This window comes from Actinophytocola sp., assembly GCF_036378875.1.
Taxonomy (GTDB): domain Bacteria; phylum Actinomycetota; class Actinomycetes; order Mycobacteriales; family Pseudonocardiaceae; genus Actinophytocola.
In genome coordinates, this window is the sequence record NZ_DASUVO010000146.1 from 1 (window position 1) to 14,465 (window position 14,465).

Genomic DNA, 14,465 nt, shown 5'->3' on the forward strand with positions numbered 1-14,465 from the left:
GGGCACCGGCCAGCGTCCAACCCCCGGTGGCTCTGACCGACGCCCTCACCGGTGAACCCGTACCCGGCACACTGGACCTCGGCCCCTGGGACGTACGCGTGCTGGCTTCCCTGGCCGTGCGATGAAGGGAGGGCGGCCTTATGCCAACACCGCGTCGAGCCAGTTCAGGATGTCGGGGGCGACCGGGTCGGTGATGTCGGCGAACTCGGTGTGTTTCGTCAGGTACTTGGCGACGGCGGGGCAGACGGGGACGATGCGCATGTCCGCCGCGCGGGTGTCGTCGAGGGCGGCCGCGATGAGAACAGCACTCATTCCCTTGCCGCGGAAGGTGCCGGCGATCTCGGTGTGGTAGAAGACTCGTTGGTCTTCTCGATCGCGGAACTGGGTGAGGCCGGCGAGTTCGCCGTCGACCCGGATCTCGTAGTGGTGACCGGAGCGGCGGACGGCCGGCTCTGTCATGGGTGTCTCCTCGGGGTGAGCCGCGCGTTGGGCAGGGCCGGCGCCGGCAGCCTGCTGAGCTTTCCTCGGTAGCCCCCGATGCGGCCGAACTGGTCCGACTCGGCCTCCCACGACTCGCGGAAGGCCACGATCTCGTCGTGCGTGCGTCCGACGAAGTTCCACCACATCACGATGTCCTCCCCGAACGGAACACCTCCCAGCAGCAGGACCCTGGCCGCCCGGGAGTCCACATTGGACAGCTCCACCATGGACTCACCGGGGGCCACGTAGCCGAGGTCGCTCGGTGCCAGGCGCATGCCGGCCACCACGACCGAGCCCGTGTCGACCAGGACGCCGTGCTCGTACTCCCGTGCGACCGGGAGCCTGACGCGAGCCCCCGGCTCGAGCACGATCTCGGCGCCCAGCAGCGGGGTGAACGTCGGCACGGGCGAAGTCTCGCCAGCGAGTTCACCCAGGAACACCCGTGCCGTCGCCCCATCGAGGTCGACGGGCGTTGGCACGTGGTGGTGGAAGTCCCGGGCGCCGTGCCGGTGCGCTTCGGGTAGCGCCACCCAGAGTTGCGCGCCGTGCAGCACGGTCGTGGCCGGGGTGGACACCTCCGAGTGGCAGATGCCGTGCCCGCTCGTCATGAGGTTCAGTTCGCCGGGATGCACCAGGGAGTGCGTGCCGAGGCTGTCACGATGTTCGACCTCGCCGGCGAACAGCCATGTCACCGTCTGCAGTCCGGTGTGCGGATGCGGCGGCAGGTCCATGCCGCCGGCGGACGGGTCGAGAGGGCCGTAGTGGTCGGCGAAACACCAGGCTCCGATGAGCGACCGGGCGCGCTGCGGCAACGTCCGCCGAACCCGCATGCCCCTCGGGCCGCCCATCGGGACGTCGCGGGCGGTCAGCACGTCGACGCCGGCCTCGACGGGCTCCCCACCACGGCAGACAAGCTCGGCGGGAGCCGTTTCCAGATTGCTCACACCGCCACCGTACTTCCGCGGCGGGCGAGGTCACCAGGGCACTCCGCGAGCCCTCACGTCGTCCCGCGGTGCGGTGTCCTGAAGGGGACACCGCACCGCGGGCGTGGGTTCAGACCCGGCTCGGCTCGCGCGGCCGGGCGACGACCTTCCGCAGAAGGGGCCAGATCAGGATCAGCGCGACGAGCGCGTAGACCACAAAGGACACCGGGCCGCCGATCAGGCCGGACGCGTCGCCGCCCGACAGTTGGAGTGCCATGCGGCCCTGGCGCTCGGCGATGGGGCCGAGGATCACGCCCACGATGAGCGGCAGGACCGGCAGACCGAACCTGCGCATGCCGAAACCGAGCAACCCGAGTATTGCCAGGAGGAACAGGTCGAACGGCTGGGCGTTGACCGCGTAGGCACCCATGGACGCGAAGAACAGGATGCCCGCGTACAGGTACGGCCGCGGGATCCGGAGCAGCTTCGCCCACGCCGGCGCGAGCGGCAGGTTGAGCACCAGCAGCAACAGGTTGCCGACGAACAGGCTGGCGATCAGCGTCCACACCAGTGTGGACTCCCGCTGGAACAGCAACGGCCCCGGCTGGATGCCGTAGGACTGGAACGCCAGCAACATCATCGCCGCGGTGGCGTTGGTCGGCAGCCCGATCGCCAGCATGGGCACCAGCGTGCCGGCAGCCGACGCGTTGTTCGCGGCCTCCGGTCCGGCGACGCCCTCGATCGCGCCCCGGCCGAACTCCTCGGGGTGCTTGGTGAGCTTGCGTTCCGTGACATAGGACAGGAACGTGGGGATCTCGGCGCCGCCGACCGGCAGCGCGCCGAACGGGAACCCCAGCGCGGTGCCGCGCAGCCACGGCTTCCACGACCGCCGCCAGTCCTGCCGGCTCAGCCACGGCTGGCCGACGGGGATGACCTGGCTCTTCACGCGACGCAGGTGCGCGGCGACCCACAACGCCTCGCCGACCGCGAAGATGCCGACCGCGACGACCACGACGTCGATGCCGTCCGCGAGCAGCGGCATACCGAGCGTCAGCCGCTGCTGTCCGGTCACCTTGTCGATGCCGATCACGCCGATCACCAGGCCGAGCAGGAGAGCGGCGAAGCCACGCACCCGCGACGAGCCGAGCACCGCGGTGACCGCGATGAACGCCAGCACGATCATCGCCAGGTAGTCCGGCGGGCCGAGGCTGATCGCGAAAGTCACCACGACAGGGGTGACCAGCACGAGCAACAGCGTGCCGATGGTGCCGGCGACGAACGAGCCGATCGCCGCCGTCGCCAGGGCCTGCGCGGCACGGCCGGCCTTGGCCATCCTGTTGCCCTCGATCGCGGTGACCACCGACGAGGACTCCCCCGGCGTGTTCAGCAGGATCGACGTCGTCGACCCGCCGTACATACCGCCGTAGAAGATGCCCGCGAACATGATCAGGGCCTGGGTCGGGCCCATGCCGAAGGTGATCGGCAGCAGGAGCGCGACGGTCATCGCCGGGCCGATGCCGGGCAGGACGCCGACGGCGGTGCCGACGATCACGCCGACCAGCGCGAGCAGCAGGTTCGTCGGGGTGACGACGTTCGCGAACCCGTCCAGCAGGTTGGTCAGGTCGCCCATCACAGGATCCCTTGCAGCACACCGGCCGGCAGGCTCACGCCCAGTCCGATCGCGAACGCGTAGAAGGTGACCAGCGACAGAATGATCGCGATCGCGAGGCCGGTGACGTAGCGCCTGCTGCCCAGGACGATGGCCGATCCCCAGAACAGCAGGGATCCGCTGATGACCCAGCCGAGCCAGTCGATCAGCAACGCGTTGGCGACGAACACGGCGACCAGCAGGGCGACCGTGCGCCAGCTGGCGGGGATGTTCAGGTCGATGTCCTCGCCGTGCTCCTCCTCGCCCCGCCCGCCTCGGGCCACGTCCACGGCGTAGACGACGGCGACCACGAGCAGCAGGACCCCGAGGATGATCGGCACCGGACGGGGCCCGATCGGGTCGTTGCTGCTCGTGACCTCGCCGAGACGGCTGGCGTCGACGATGACGGCGACGCCGAGAAGGGCGAGGAACGCGCACACCCCGTACTGTGCGCGATCCTCGCTCCGCTCAGTCGTGTTCTGCTGCGAGGTCACTAGGCCAGCCCGAGGTCGGCCAGGATGTCGGCGACCGTCTTGTCCTGGGCGGTGAGGAAGGTGGCGAACTCGTCGCCGGTGACGAACGCGTCGGTCCAGCCGTGCTTGGCGAGCTGGTCCTTCCAGCCCTGGGTGTCGTGCATCTTCGTCAGCACGTCGATCCAGACCTTCTTGTCCGCGTCGGAGATCTCCGGTGGCGCGACGATCCCGCGCCAGTTGGTGAACACCAGGTCGATGTCCGACTCCTTCAGCGTCGGCGCGTCGGCGAGCACGTCGATACGCTCCGCACTGGTCACCGCGAGCACCCGCACCTGGCCGGCCGCGATCTGGTCGAGGAACTCACCGAAACCGCTGGCGCCGAAGGCGATCTTGCCGCCGAGGATGGCGGGCAGCAGCTCGCCGCCGCCGTCGTAGGAGACGTAGGAGACCTGCTTGGGGTCGATGCCGACCGTCTTGGCCAGCTGCATGGGCAGCAGGTGGTCCGGGCCGCCCGGCGAGGAACCGCCACCGACGGCCAGCCCCTTCGGGTTCGCCTTCCAGGCTTCGACCAGGTCGTCGATGGTCTGGTACGGCGAGTCCTTCGGCACCACGATCGCGCCGGGTTCCTCGATCAGCTTGGCGATCGGGGTCGTCTCGGTGAGCTTGCCCGCCGACACCTGGGTGTAGGAGGCGCCGACGACACCGAGGCCCATCTGCATGGCTAACTTGCCGTTGCCTCTTTCGTTGATCGTGCGCTGCAGGCCGACCGTGCCACCGGCGCCGGCCAGGTTGAACACGTCCACGCCGGACGCGATGTCGTTGTCCTCCAACACCTGCGCGGCGGTGCGCGCCGTGGTGTCGTACCCGCTGCCAGGCGCGTTCGGCACCATGATCCGTAGATCGCTCACCGGGCCACCATTGGACCCGGCGCCATCGGCACCGTTGCTCGCGGTAGCGCCGCATGCGCTGACCGCCAGCATCGACGCTGCGGCGACGATGCCGACCAGCGCGCTCCTGGAAAGTTTCATCGCGGTTCTCTTTCGTTCATCGGGAGTCCGGCGCGATGATGGTTGCCCTTCGGGACGTGCTCTTCTGCGTTACGCCGGTAGCGAAGGTTGTGTTCATTGTGGTCATCACCGCTCGCCGCTCCCTGGCCAGCCAGCTGCTGGCGTTACAGGTGGCGATCATCGTCCTGGTGCTGCTGGCCGTCGCCGCGTTGTCGATCAGCCAGTCCGCCGCGACCTTCAACCGGGTGGAGGGCCGCAGGGTCGTCGCCCTCGCCGAGCAGCTGGCCGCGAACCCGTTGGTGCGGAATGAACTCGGCCGGGAAGGTTCTCGTGAATCATTGTCCACACAGGTCCAGTCCACGCGGACCCAGTCGGGTGTCACGTCGGTGACCGTCGCGGACGCCGGCGGCACGGTGATCAGCTCCACCAACCCCATCCTGGTCGGCACGCGCCTGCCGCTGGGCGACCCCGGGGTCGCGAGTGGACGCGGCTGGTCGGGTGAGCTCATCATCGACGGCTCCCCGGAGCTCGTCGCCCAGGTGCCCGTGCTCGACGCCGGCGGCGAGGACCTCGGTGACACCCTCGGCACGGTGATGATCGGTGAGGCCGCGCCGACGACCTGGGCACGGCTGCGCGGGGCCTGGTCGTATCTGGGGATATATCTGGGCATCGCGAGCCTCATCGGGTTGCTCGGCTCGTGGCTGCTCGCCCGCCGGATCAAGCGGCAGACGTTCGGGATGGAGCCGAGGGAGATCGCCGGTCTCGCCGAGTACCGCGAGGCGATGCTCTACGGCATCGCCGAGGGCGTGATCGCGCTCGACCCACAGCACCGGATCACGTTGGTCAACGACGTCGCGCGAACGCTGCTCGACCTGCCGGCGCGCTGTGTCGGCAGGAGCCTCACCGAGCTGGGTATCGAAGGCAGGTTGCGTGACGTGCTGGTCACGGCGGGCGGCGGCACGCGGGACCAGGTCGTGTTGCGCCGTGGCCGCGTGCTGATCATGAACCGGATGGAGATCACCAAGGACAGCAGGCGGCTCGGCTCGGTGACGACCCTGCGGGACCGCACGGAGCTGGCGGAGCGGGAACGGGAGCTGGGCTCGTTCCGCAGCTCCACCGAACTGCTCAGGGCGCAGGCGCACGAGTTCGCCAACCAGCTGCACACGATCTCCGGGTTGATCCAGATCGGGGAGGTGGACGAGGTCGTGCGCTACGTCGACGCGCTCAGCGAGCACCGGCACTCGCTGGACCTGAGCGTCACCAGGCGGATCCACGACACCGCGGTGTCGGCGCTGCTGATGGCGAAGTCCGCGCAAGCCGCCGAGCGCAAGGTGAGCCTGCGGATCTCCGAGCGGACCTCGCTGGAACGCCTCGATCCCCACGACTCCGCCGACGTGGCGACGGTCGTCGGCAACCTCGTCGACAACGCGCTGGACGCGGCCACCGCCGGCAAGGACGGGCGGGGCGCCTGGGTGGAGGTGGAGCTGCGACACGACTCGTCCACTGTGGAGATCGTGGTGCAGGACTCCGGCCCCGGCGTGGCACCCGAGCTCGCCCAGGAGGTGTTCACACACGGGTTCACCACCAAGGCCGCACAGGCCGGCGAGCGGGGCATCGGCCTCGCGTTGACCCGGCACGTGTGCAAACGCCGCGGTGGCGAGATCTCGGTGACCAACACCGCTGACGGCGCCATGTTCGTCGCCAGGATGTCGGTGGCCGCGCACCTGGCACTCGTCGACGCCGCCGAGGGAGACGCCAGATGATCGACGTGCTCGTCGTCGACGACGACTTCAACATCGCCAGAGTCCACTGTGGATATGTGCGCCAGGTGCCCGGCTTCCAGGTCGTCGGGACCGCGCACACCGGGCGGGACGCCGTCACCGCGCTCACCGAGCTGCGCCCCGACCTGGTCCTGCTCGACCTCTACCTGCCCGACATGTTCGGCCTCGAGGTCGTGACCTGGCTGCGCGGCACGGACCTGGAGTGCGACGTGCTGGTGATCTCGGCCGCCAATGACAGCGCGGCGATCCGGGCCTGTGTCCGCCAAGGAGTGGTCAACTACCTGCTGAAGCCGTTCAACGTGGCCGACCTGCGCGACCGGCTCGAGCTCTACGCCGCCCAGCGCACCGGACCCGACACCGGCACCGTCCACTCGCAGTCCGATGTGGACCGACTGCTCACGAGGACCACGTCCCGCCCGGCGGCCACCACACTCCCGAAAGGACTCAGCGGCCACACCGCCGAGCTCGTCTCGCACACACTGCGGCAGGCGCCCGACACACTGTCCGCGGCGGAGTGCGGCACCCAGGTCGGCATCTCCCGCGGCAGCGCCCGTCTGTACCTGGAACACCTGCACAAGACCGGGAAGGCGGAGCTGTCGTTGCGCTACCACACCGCGGGCCGCCCCGAGCGCCGCTACCGGTGGGTGAGCGGGTAGCCGGCTCACGGTCCCAGTGCGGCCCCGACGACGACGAGGATGCTGAGCAACCAGTTCCGCAGGAACAGCCACAGGGTCCCCGGACCACCCGTGTCGTCCCGGATCATCCGCAGGCCGGTCAACGCCTTGCCGACGGTCGCGCCGAAGACGGACTGCACCAGCACACGATCCACGAAGGAGACCAGAACGAACAGGACCAGGGCGGCGAGCACGAGGAGCACCGGGGCGAAGCTCTCGGAACCGATGCCGAGCCGGGACACCGGAAACGCGATCAGAAACGCCAGCGCCCAGTGCGCGACCAGGTCGATCGCGAAGGAGATGACCGACCGCAGCTCCCGTGGCGACGGGTAACGCGGGTCGTTCTTGGCGCCGTGCTTGACATGCTCGAGGGCCGCGGCCGAGGACGGGACGAGGTCTCGACGCCGGACTGCGACCAGCTCGACTGACGTCCGCCTGGGACGTCCTGCTCCATCGGGTAACGGCGGCTCGGCCGACGATGTGCTCACAGCAGCAGATGATGCCGGACGCGAGGCGCCGATGTGTCAGGTTCGCTGCTCGGGTGGCACGTATTCGAAGGTCGGACCCGCGGTCGTGCGCCCGTCACCGGTGGGCATCCTCATGAGTGCCATGGCCTGTGCGCGCAGTGCGTACATCGTGGCGATGGCGTCCTTCAGCTGGCTCGGACTGCCGTTGAAGGACTCCTCCAACAGGTAGAGCAGAAGACTGTAGGTCTGGTTGAACTCCTCCTGGGCAACGCGGATGGGGCTGCCTTCCGGGTAGTCGGCGGTCCGGGGGTTGTGCCGCATCGGCAGCACCCCGTCGAGATCGATCGCGACCTTCTCGCCGGTAGGCCCCGACTGTGGCGTGTCGCCGGACTGGTAGCGGCGGCCGAGGCGAAGCTCCTGGAAGCGGTAGAAATGCGCGACCTCGTCGCGCTCGGGGTGGAAGACGTCGCGGTCGCCGTCCCACACGTCGGTGCGCGCGGCTCCCTCGCCCTGCTCGATGATCTCCGCCAGCGCGGCCGACGCGGACTTCAGATCGTGGACGACGATGACCTCGCCGCCTCCGCCGCTGAAGTGGAGCTCGCCGACCTGCCGTTCCGGCGCGCCGCAGAAGACCTCGGCTTCGCCGATCTCGTCGCACAGCGCGAAAAACCCGGCCTCGATGGCGGCATAGAACTGCCCGATCGTCTGGTACTCGTCCGACTGCGGCGGCGCGTCCGCCGACGCGGGCTGCTCGATACGCAGGAACAGGTCGAGAGCCTCGGTGCCGAAGGGAGCCAGATGGACCTCCACGGACCGGTCGCCGTGGGGCAGCGGATGCGGATACGTCGGCAGGAGCTCGGGTGTGTCCATTCTGGGCGAACCGCCGACTGCGTTCAGCAGGTTCGCGGCCAGTGCCATGTGGAGCATCTCCTCGGTGAGGACGGTGCCGACCACCTGCGCGGCTTCGGGATTGCGGTCCGGGTCCAACGAGTACAGCGCGCACAGGTAAGGGGGAATGGTCGCGTGCTCCAGCTCGATCGCCCACTGCAGGTGGCGACGGAGATCATCGAGAGTGTGGATGGCGTGCGCACCACCGGTGTCCGTCATCGCACGGCCTCGAGGATCGACGCCGTCACCGCGTCGGGTTGGGAGACGCTGAGCGCGTGCGACGCGCCGGGCACCTCGCGTACTCCCTTGGCACCGGCCCGATCCGCCATGAAGCGATGCAGGGCCACCGGGATGTTGCGGTCCTGGTCGCTGAAGACAAACCACGACGGGATCGACTGCCAGGCCGGGGTGTCCGTCGGCAGCCCGGTGGTGAGCGCGATCTCCGTGACCGGGCGCTGGGTCGCACCCATGACGGCGGCCTCGTCGGCGGGCACGTCCGCGGCGAACTGCTGGTGGAAGGCGTCCGGCCGGATGGCGAACTCGTTGCCGCCGGTCGTGACCGGGTAGGCGGTGAGCGTCGCACCGAGGGTGCCGCCGGGGAACTTGGTCGACAGCTCCAACGCGGACTCGCCCTGCTCGGGCGCGAACGCGCAGACGTAGACGAGAGCGGTCACCTGAGTGCTGCCCGCCGCGGCCTCGGTGATCACCATGCCGCCGTACGAGTGGCCGACGAGCACCACTGGTCCGTCGACTCCGCCGAGCACGTCGCGGACGTAGGCGGCGTCGCCCGGCAGGCTACGCAACGGGTTGGCGACCGCGACGACGTCCACGGGTCTGTCGCGCATTCGCTCGACGACTCCTCTCCAGCTCGCGGACTCGGCGAACGCGCCGTGGACGAGGACGATGGTCGGTTTCTGCTCGGTCATGGTGTTTCCCTTCAGCCGAGTGCCTTGCGCAGGACGTGGGTCGCCTGCTCGATCGCGGCGGTAGAGGCGGCGGTGCGGCGTACGGGGTTGAGCATCATGAAGTCGTGCAGGGTGCCGTTGTAGCGGGCGCTGACGGTGCGCACGCCCGCCTCGGTGAGCTTGCGGCCGTAGGCCTCGCCTTCGTCGCGCAGGACGTCGTTCTCGTCCACGATCAGGAAGGCGTCGGGCAGTCCGGTGAGTTCCTCGACGGTCGCGCGCAGCGGTGACGCGGTGATCTCGTCACGCTTGTCCTTCTCGGGCAGGTAGGCGTCCCAGAACCACGCCATGGCCTTGGCGGTGAGGTGCGGTCCGTCGGCGAACTCGCGGTAGCTGCCGGTGTCCTGACCGGCGTCGGTGACCGGGTAGTACAGCGACTGGTGCACGAACCGCACGTCCCCGCGTTGCTTGGCGAGGATCGTCAGTGCCGCGGTCATGTTGCCGCCCACGGAGTCCCCGGCCACGGCGAGGCGCGAGCTGTCGAGCCCCTCGCTCGCCCCGTGCTCGGTGATCCACTGTGCGGTGGCGTACGCCTGCTCGATCGCGACCGGGTAGCGGGCCTCGGGCGAGCGGTCGTACTCGACGAACACGACCGCGGCGTCCACCCCGACGGCCAGTTCCCGGACGAGCCGGTCATGGGTGCCGGCGTCGCCGAGGATCCAGCCACCACCGTGGACGTACAGGATCGTCGGCAACTCCTCTTCGGCCCCAACCGGCTTGACGATGCGCACCCGCACGTCGCCGACCCCGGCGGGAACGGTGATCCACTTCTCCTGAACGGGAAGCTTGTCGACCGGTGCCGCCTGGATGTCGGCGAGCACCTGACGAGCGCGCTCGGGTCCGAGCTCGTACAGGAACGGTGGCTGGGCGGCTGCTTCGGCGAAAGCCCGCGCGGCCGGTTCCAGAATGTACTTTCTCATCTGAGACTGCCTTTCTTTGCCGTCACCGAGCCAAGACAGCGCAGCCGCGCGATCTGTGACAGAAGCGCATCAGGCAGGGTCCGCCTTCGGTGTGATCGTGAAGGCGATCAGCAGTGCGCAGACGGCCGCGATTCCCGCGACCACCACGGACACGCCGAACCGCGGCGCGGCGAGCGGCAACAGCAGGACGACGGTGGCGCAGACCAGCACCGCGGCGGGATGGATCACGGGCTTCGCCACGATGGGCGCGTGGACCAACCAGAGCAGGACGAGGAACACGCCGACCGAGATCGCGACCGCGTAGCTGATCGCGAGAGGCGATGCCGCGAGGTGTCCCCCGGTGTACTCGACCGCGACCTCGAGGCTGGCGCCCAGCGCCGCGAGAGCCGCGAAGATCCCGTAGTGGCCGTAGCCCCACAGGTAGGACCGGTGGCGCCGGTCGTTGAGACCCTCGCCGGCCGGCTCAAGGAAGTACAGCCACCAGAGGGCGAACAGCAGGACCAGCCCCGAGATCGCCATGGTGACGAACGAACCGCCGATCGCGGCCGCCTCGATCGCCCCTCGGACACCGGTGATCGCGGCGAGGACGCTCTCGCCGAGCAGGATGATCGTGAAGAGCCCGTAGCGCTCGGCGATGTGGTGCGGATGCCAGTTGGTGGGCCTGGCGCGTTCCGCCCATCGCGGGACCGCGAGCTCCAGGACGACCAGGCCGACGAAGAGCGCGTGCTGGCCGGCCGGCGACAGCACACCCGCGTCCGCGAGGAGCAGGCGCACCAACCAGCCCACCTGCAGCACGGAGATGCCGGTGGCGTAACGCAATGCGGTCCGCCTGCTCGCCGGGTCCTCGATCCCGACCCGCAGCCACTGCGTGACAAGCCCGATCCGCATGATGAGATAGCCGACCGTGACCGCACGGTAGTCGAAGTCGGCCGCGGCGGGCACACCCGCGGCGAGGACGAGCACCCCGCCCATCTGCACCATGGTCAGCAACCGGTACACGACGTCGTCGGTGTCGTACGACGACGCGAACCAGGTGAAGTTCATCCACGCCCACCAGATCGCGAAGAAGACCTGCAGGAAACCGGCGAGCCCCTCAAGACCGTGCCCGTCGGCGAGACGATGCGCGAGCTCGGCCGTTGCCGCCGCGACGGCCACCACGAAGATGAGGTCGAACAGCAGCTCGAGCTGGCTCGAGGCGCGGTGGGGCTCGTCGATCGGGCGCGCGGTCATCCGGACGCGGATCCGGATCCTGGTGCTGGGGGTTGCCAAGGGGTTCGCTCCGTTCGACGTCCGGTCGGTCCTCCCAACAGGACAGGACAGCGTCCCGGTCTGTGACACGCGTCTCGTGACCAGGTAATTTCGCCGCGGCTGTCACAACGACGCGGGCTGTCCTGTCTCAGCTGGCGAATCACACGTCACGGAGGTAGCGCCCATGTCCGACGAGAACGACTTCCTGCACGGGCTCGAGGTCGAGGTCGAGGCGGAGCTGACGATCACCGAGTCGAGCCACCCGGAGGAGGTCGCCGACCTCCCGATCAGCGAGTGGCAGTTCGACGCGACAGACGCCGAGCGCTACGAGGTCGGGCTGCGTGGTCTCCTCGGCGCGGTCGAGGCCATGGAGGACGGTCCCTCCCAGGATCGGCGCCCGTGACCGGGAAACCCGGTCTGGACGACCTCGAGCAGGCAAGCGCGGTCTTCGCGGACCTGCGTCCACGCCTGTTCGGAATCGCCTACCGCATGCTGGGCAGCGCCACGGACGCCGAGGATCTGGTGCAGGAGGTGTGGCTGCGCTGGCAGGCTTACGACCGCGCAACGGTGGTCGACCCGGCCGCGTTCCTGGCGACGGCGACCACGCGGCTGGCGATCAATGCCACACGGACCGCACGCGTCCGCCGTGAGACCTACATCGGCCCGTGGCTGCCCGAACCCGTCGACACCAGCGCGGATCCGCACCTGGGCGCCGAGCGCGGCGAGGCCCTGGGGTTCGCGGTTCTCATCCTGTTGGAGCGGCTGACCCCCAACGAACGCGCGGCGTATGTGCTCCGCGAGGCGTTCGACTACCCGTACCGGCAGATCGCCGACATCCTCCAGATCAACGAGCCCGCCGTACGACAACTGGTCAGCAGGGCCCGCAAACACCTGACCACGGCACGGCGGGCGCCGGTGACCGACGCCGAGCAACGAAAACTGCTGACCACCTTCGTCTCCGCCGCCCACACCGGCGATCTGGCGGCGCTGGAGGCGATCCTCGCCGCCGACGTGGTCAGCTACTCCGACGGCGGCGGCGCCGTGCGGGCCTCCCGTATCCCCGTCGTCGGCTCGCTCCGGGTGGCGAAGTACCACCGGGCGTTCGCGAGCCGGTTCTGGGCCGGGGTCGACGTGTCGTGGGCGACCACGAACGGACAGGCCGCCGCGCTGCTGCGCAGCGGCGGAGACGTGTTCGCGGTGCTCAGTGTCAACGCCTCCGCCGAGGGCATCGACCAGGTCCTCTGGATGATGAACCCGGCCAAGATCATGGCGGCGACCGGCCGTGTCTGAAGCCGGCTCACTGGCGGAGATGCTCGACGAACGGCAGCACCTGCTCGAGCTCGCGATGTGGATGTTCGACTCGGCCGCCACGGCAGAGTGGATCGTCCAGGAGACCTATCGCCGCTGGTACGCGCTCGGCGATGACGAACGCGCCGCCATCCCGCTGCCGAAAGCCTGGCTGACGCGGGCCGCGGCGCAGTTCTGTCTCGACCTGCTCGGCACCGCCCCGGCGTCGGTACCGGACCGCGATCCGCCCACGGTCCACCCTCGGCTCCCCGCCGTCTCACCGGACCCGGCCACGCTCGCCGCGCACGAGCACGTCGCACGCCGGATCGCCGCGGCCTGCGAGACGGGAGACATCGCGGCGCTGGCGGCGATCCTCACCCCTGACGCCGTGGTCGTGTGTGACGGCGGGGGCAAGGTGCGGGCGCCGGTACGCCCGATACAGGGCGCACCCGAGGTCGCCCAGTTCGTCGCCGCACTGCTGACCTGTGGTTCGGGCGCCGTGCTGGCCGTGGAGTCCGTGAACGGCCGCGCCGGCCTGACGCTGCGCCGGGCGGGCAAGGCCTTGGCGGTGGTCAGCGTGAGCATCGCCGGCACCGAGGTCACCGCCGTGTGGATCGTGCTGAACCCGGACAAACTACACGCCTGGCACCGCCCGACGCCCGGCGAATGACGATCCGCCAGGATCGACGCCGTGCGTTTTCTCCCTGCCTCCCGCCGCGTCCCACGGTGGATGGTGATCAGCCTGGTCACGGTGGTGATGGTCGCCGCCTCGCTGTTCGGCCTGCGGGTCGTCGCCAACGCCAGGACGTTCCAGGCCTTCGGTGGTCTGACCGACCGCGTGGACACCTCGGCCAGGGTCGTCGCGCTGACGTTCGACGACGGCCCGGATCCCGCCGGTACCAGGCAGTTGCTGGACGCCCTGGCCAGCGCCGACGTGCCGGCCACGTTCTTCCTGATCGGCCAGGACATGGCGAAGCATCCCGACCTTGCCAGGGATATCGCGTCGGCCGGGCACGAACTGGGCAACCACACCTACACCCACGAGCGCATGTGGTTCGTCTCGGATGGTTTCGTCGCCGAGGAGGTGGAGAGGACCGACGCGCTCATCCGGCGAGCAGGCTACGAAGGCGAGATCACGTTCCGGCCGCCGAACGGCAAGAAGCTGCTGGCACTGCCGTACTACCTCGACCAGCACAACCGAAAGACGATCATGTGGGACGTCGAACCGGACTCCGCCGAGGCCGACGCCGGTGCCCAACGCATCGTGGACGCCACCGTCGAGCACACCCGCCCCGGTTCGATCATCCTGCTGCACGGCATGTACGCCGACCGGGACCAAACCCGCCTCGCCGTCACACCGATCATCAGCCGCCTGAAGGCCGACGGATACCGCTTCGTCACGGTGTCGGAACTGTTGGCGTATCAGGGAAGGTAACCGGAGGCCTTGTCGCCCAGCCGGACGACATTCCGGTCAGGCCGTTGAGGACGCTGGCCACACCCGCTCGCACGGCGGCCGCGGCGCGTTCGGGGTGAACGAGGCTTGGGTCGTAGATCTACGAATGCCCAGGCCCTCGCCACGGAACGAGGCACCGGCGCGGCCCCGTTCGCTGACGGTATCGGCCCAGTAGCCACGCGTCAGCGCCACAGGAGAGCCGTCGACACGAGGCCGGCGCGGCGTAGGTGCTCCTCGGTGCGGCGCACCGCGGC

General features: G+C 69.4%; 16 protein-coding genes. 6 read left to right on the forward strand and 10 right to left on the reverse strand.

What is annotated here, in order from left to right; translation table 11 throughout:
• Window positions 1-138: 138 nt before the first annotated feature.
• From VF106_RS41915 to VF106_RS41935, 5 genes are all read right to left on the reverse strand, one after another.
• Window positions 139-459: a GNAT family N-acetyltransferase gene (locus tag VF106_RS41915; protein WP_330845596.1), complete on the reverse strand. Its 321-nt coding sequence runs from the start codon at window positions 457-459 to the stop codon at window positions 139-141.
• The gene (locus tag VF106_RS41920; RefSeq protein WP_330845597.1) at window positions 456-1,424 is read right to left on the reverse strand and encodes a pirin family protein; all 969 of its coding nucleotides are present in this window, start codon (window positions 1,422-1,424) and stop codon (window positions 456-458) included. Before VF106_RS41920 ends, VF106_RS41915 begins: the two co-directional genes overlap by 4 nt.
• Window positions 1,425-1,533: 109 nt before the next feature.
• Window positions 1,534-3,033: a tripartite tricarboxylate transporter permease gene (locus tag VF106_RS41925; protein WP_330845598.1), complete on the reverse strand. Its 1,500-nt coding sequence runs from the start codon at window positions 3,031-3,033 to the stop codon at window positions 1,534-1,536.
• Window positions 3,033-3,545 carry a tripartite tricarboxylate transporter TctB family protein gene (locus tag VF106_RS41930; protein ID WP_330845599.1) on the reverse strand — a complete coding sequence of 171 codons (513 nt, stop codon included), beginning with the start codon at window positions 3,543-3,545 and terminating at the stop codon, window positions 3,033-3,035. Before VF106_RS41930 ends, VF106_RS41925 begins: the two co-directional genes overlap by 1 nt.
• A complete protein-coding gene (locus VF106_RS41935) occupies window positions 3,545-4,552 on the reverse strand; it encodes a Bug family tripartite tricarboxylate transporter substrate binding protein (RefSeq protein ID WP_330845600.1) in 1,008 nt (335 codons plus the stop codon). Before VF106_RS41935 ends, VF106_RS41930 begins: the two co-directional genes overlap by 1 nt.
• Before the next feature lie 98 nt (window positions 4,553-4,650).
• Between VF106_RS41935 and VF106_RS41940 the strand changes: the two genes are divergently transcribed.
• Together VF106_RS41940 and VF106_RS41945 are read left to right on the forward strand one after the other, a co-directional pair.
• Complete coding sequence (locus tag VF106_RS41940; RefSeq protein ID WP_330845601.1) at window positions 4,651-6,294, forward strand: sensor histidine kinase; 1,644 nt, start codon at window positions 4,651-4,653, stop codon at window positions 6,292-6,294.
• Window positions 6,291-6,968 (forward strand): response regulator, encoded by a 678-nt coding sequence (locus VF106_RS41945; RefSeq protein ID WP_330845602.1) that lies wholly within the window; start codon window positions 6,291-6,293, stop codon window positions 6,966-6,968. The genes VF106_RS41940 and VF106_RS41945 overlap by 4 nt, the downstream gene beginning before the upstream one ends.
• A 5-nt stretch (window positions 6,969-6,973) precedes the next feature.
• On the opposite strand, the gene VF106_RS41950 is transcribed toward VF106_RS41945, so the two are convergent.
• The 5 genes from VF106_RS41950 to VF106_RS41970 form a co-directional block, all read right to left on the reverse strand.
• Complete coding sequence (locus VF106_RS41950; RefSeq protein ID WP_330845603.1) at window positions 6,974-7,474, reverse strand: RDD family protein; 501 nt, start codon at window positions 7,472-7,474, stop codon at window positions 6,974-6,976.
• A gap of 36 nt (window positions 7,475-7,510) precedes the next feature.
• Complete coding sequence (locus VF106_RS41955; RefSeq protein WP_330845604.1) at window positions 7,511-8,560, reverse strand: ferritin-like domain-containing protein; 1,050 nt, start codon at window positions 8,558-8,560, stop codon at window positions 7,511-7,513.
• Complete coding sequence (locus VF106_RS41960; protein WP_330845605.1) at window positions 8,557-9,267, reverse strand: alpha/beta fold hydrolase; 711 nt, start codon at window positions 9,265-9,267, stop codon at window positions 8,557-8,559. Before VF106_RS41960 ends, VF106_RS41955 begins: the two co-directional genes overlap by 4 nt.
• An 11-nt stretch (window positions 9,268-9,278) precedes the next feature.
• A complete protein-coding gene (locus tag VF106_RS41965; RefSeq protein WP_330845606.1) occupies window positions 9,279-10,223 on the reverse strand; it encodes an alpha/beta hydrolase in 945 nt (314 codons plus the stop codon).
• Between the two features lie 69 nt (window positions 10,224-10,292).
• Window positions 10,293-11,492 (reverse strand): low temperature requirement protein A, encoded by a 1,200-nt coding sequence (locus VF106_RS41970; protein WP_330845607.1) that lies wholly within the window; start codon window positions 11,490-11,492, stop codon window positions 10,293-10,295.
• 163 nt (window positions 11,493-11,655) lie between these two features.
• Here VF106_RS41970 and VF106_RS41975 point away from each other — a divergent pair, with 163 nt between their 5' ends.
• The 4 genes from VF106_RS41975 to VF106_RS41990 are packed head-to-tail and all read left to right on the forward strand — an operon-like array spanning window position 11,656 to window position 14,193.
• Window positions 11,656-11,874 (forward strand): hypothetical protein, encoded by a 219-nt coding sequence (locus VF106_RS41975; protein ID WP_330845608.1) that lies wholly within the window; start codon window positions 11,656-11,658, stop codon window positions 11,872-11,874.
• On the forward strand, window positions 11,871-12,761 hold the full coding sequence (locus VF106_RS41980; RefSeq protein ID WP_330845609.1) for an RNA polymerase sigma-70 factor: 891 nt from the start codon (window positions 11,871-11,873) through the stop codon (window positions 12,759-12,761). Before VF106_RS41975 ends, VF106_RS41980 begins: the two co-directional genes overlap by 4 nt.
• Entirely contained in the window at window positions 12,754-13,428 is a 675-nt protein-coding gene (locus VF106_RS41985; RefSeq protein ID WP_330845610.1) for a sigma-70 family RNA polymerase sigma factor family protein, read from the forward strand. The genes VF106_RS41980 and VF106_RS41985 overlap by 8 nt, the downstream gene beginning before the upstream one ends.
• A gap of 21 nt (window positions 13,429-13,449) precedes the next feature.
• Entirely contained in the window at window positions 13,450-14,193 is a 744-nt protein-coding gene (locus tag VF106_RS41990; RefSeq protein WP_330845611.1) for a polysaccharide deacetylase family protein, read from the forward strand.
• The last annotated feature ends 272 nt before the right edge of the window (window positions 14,194-14,465 follow it).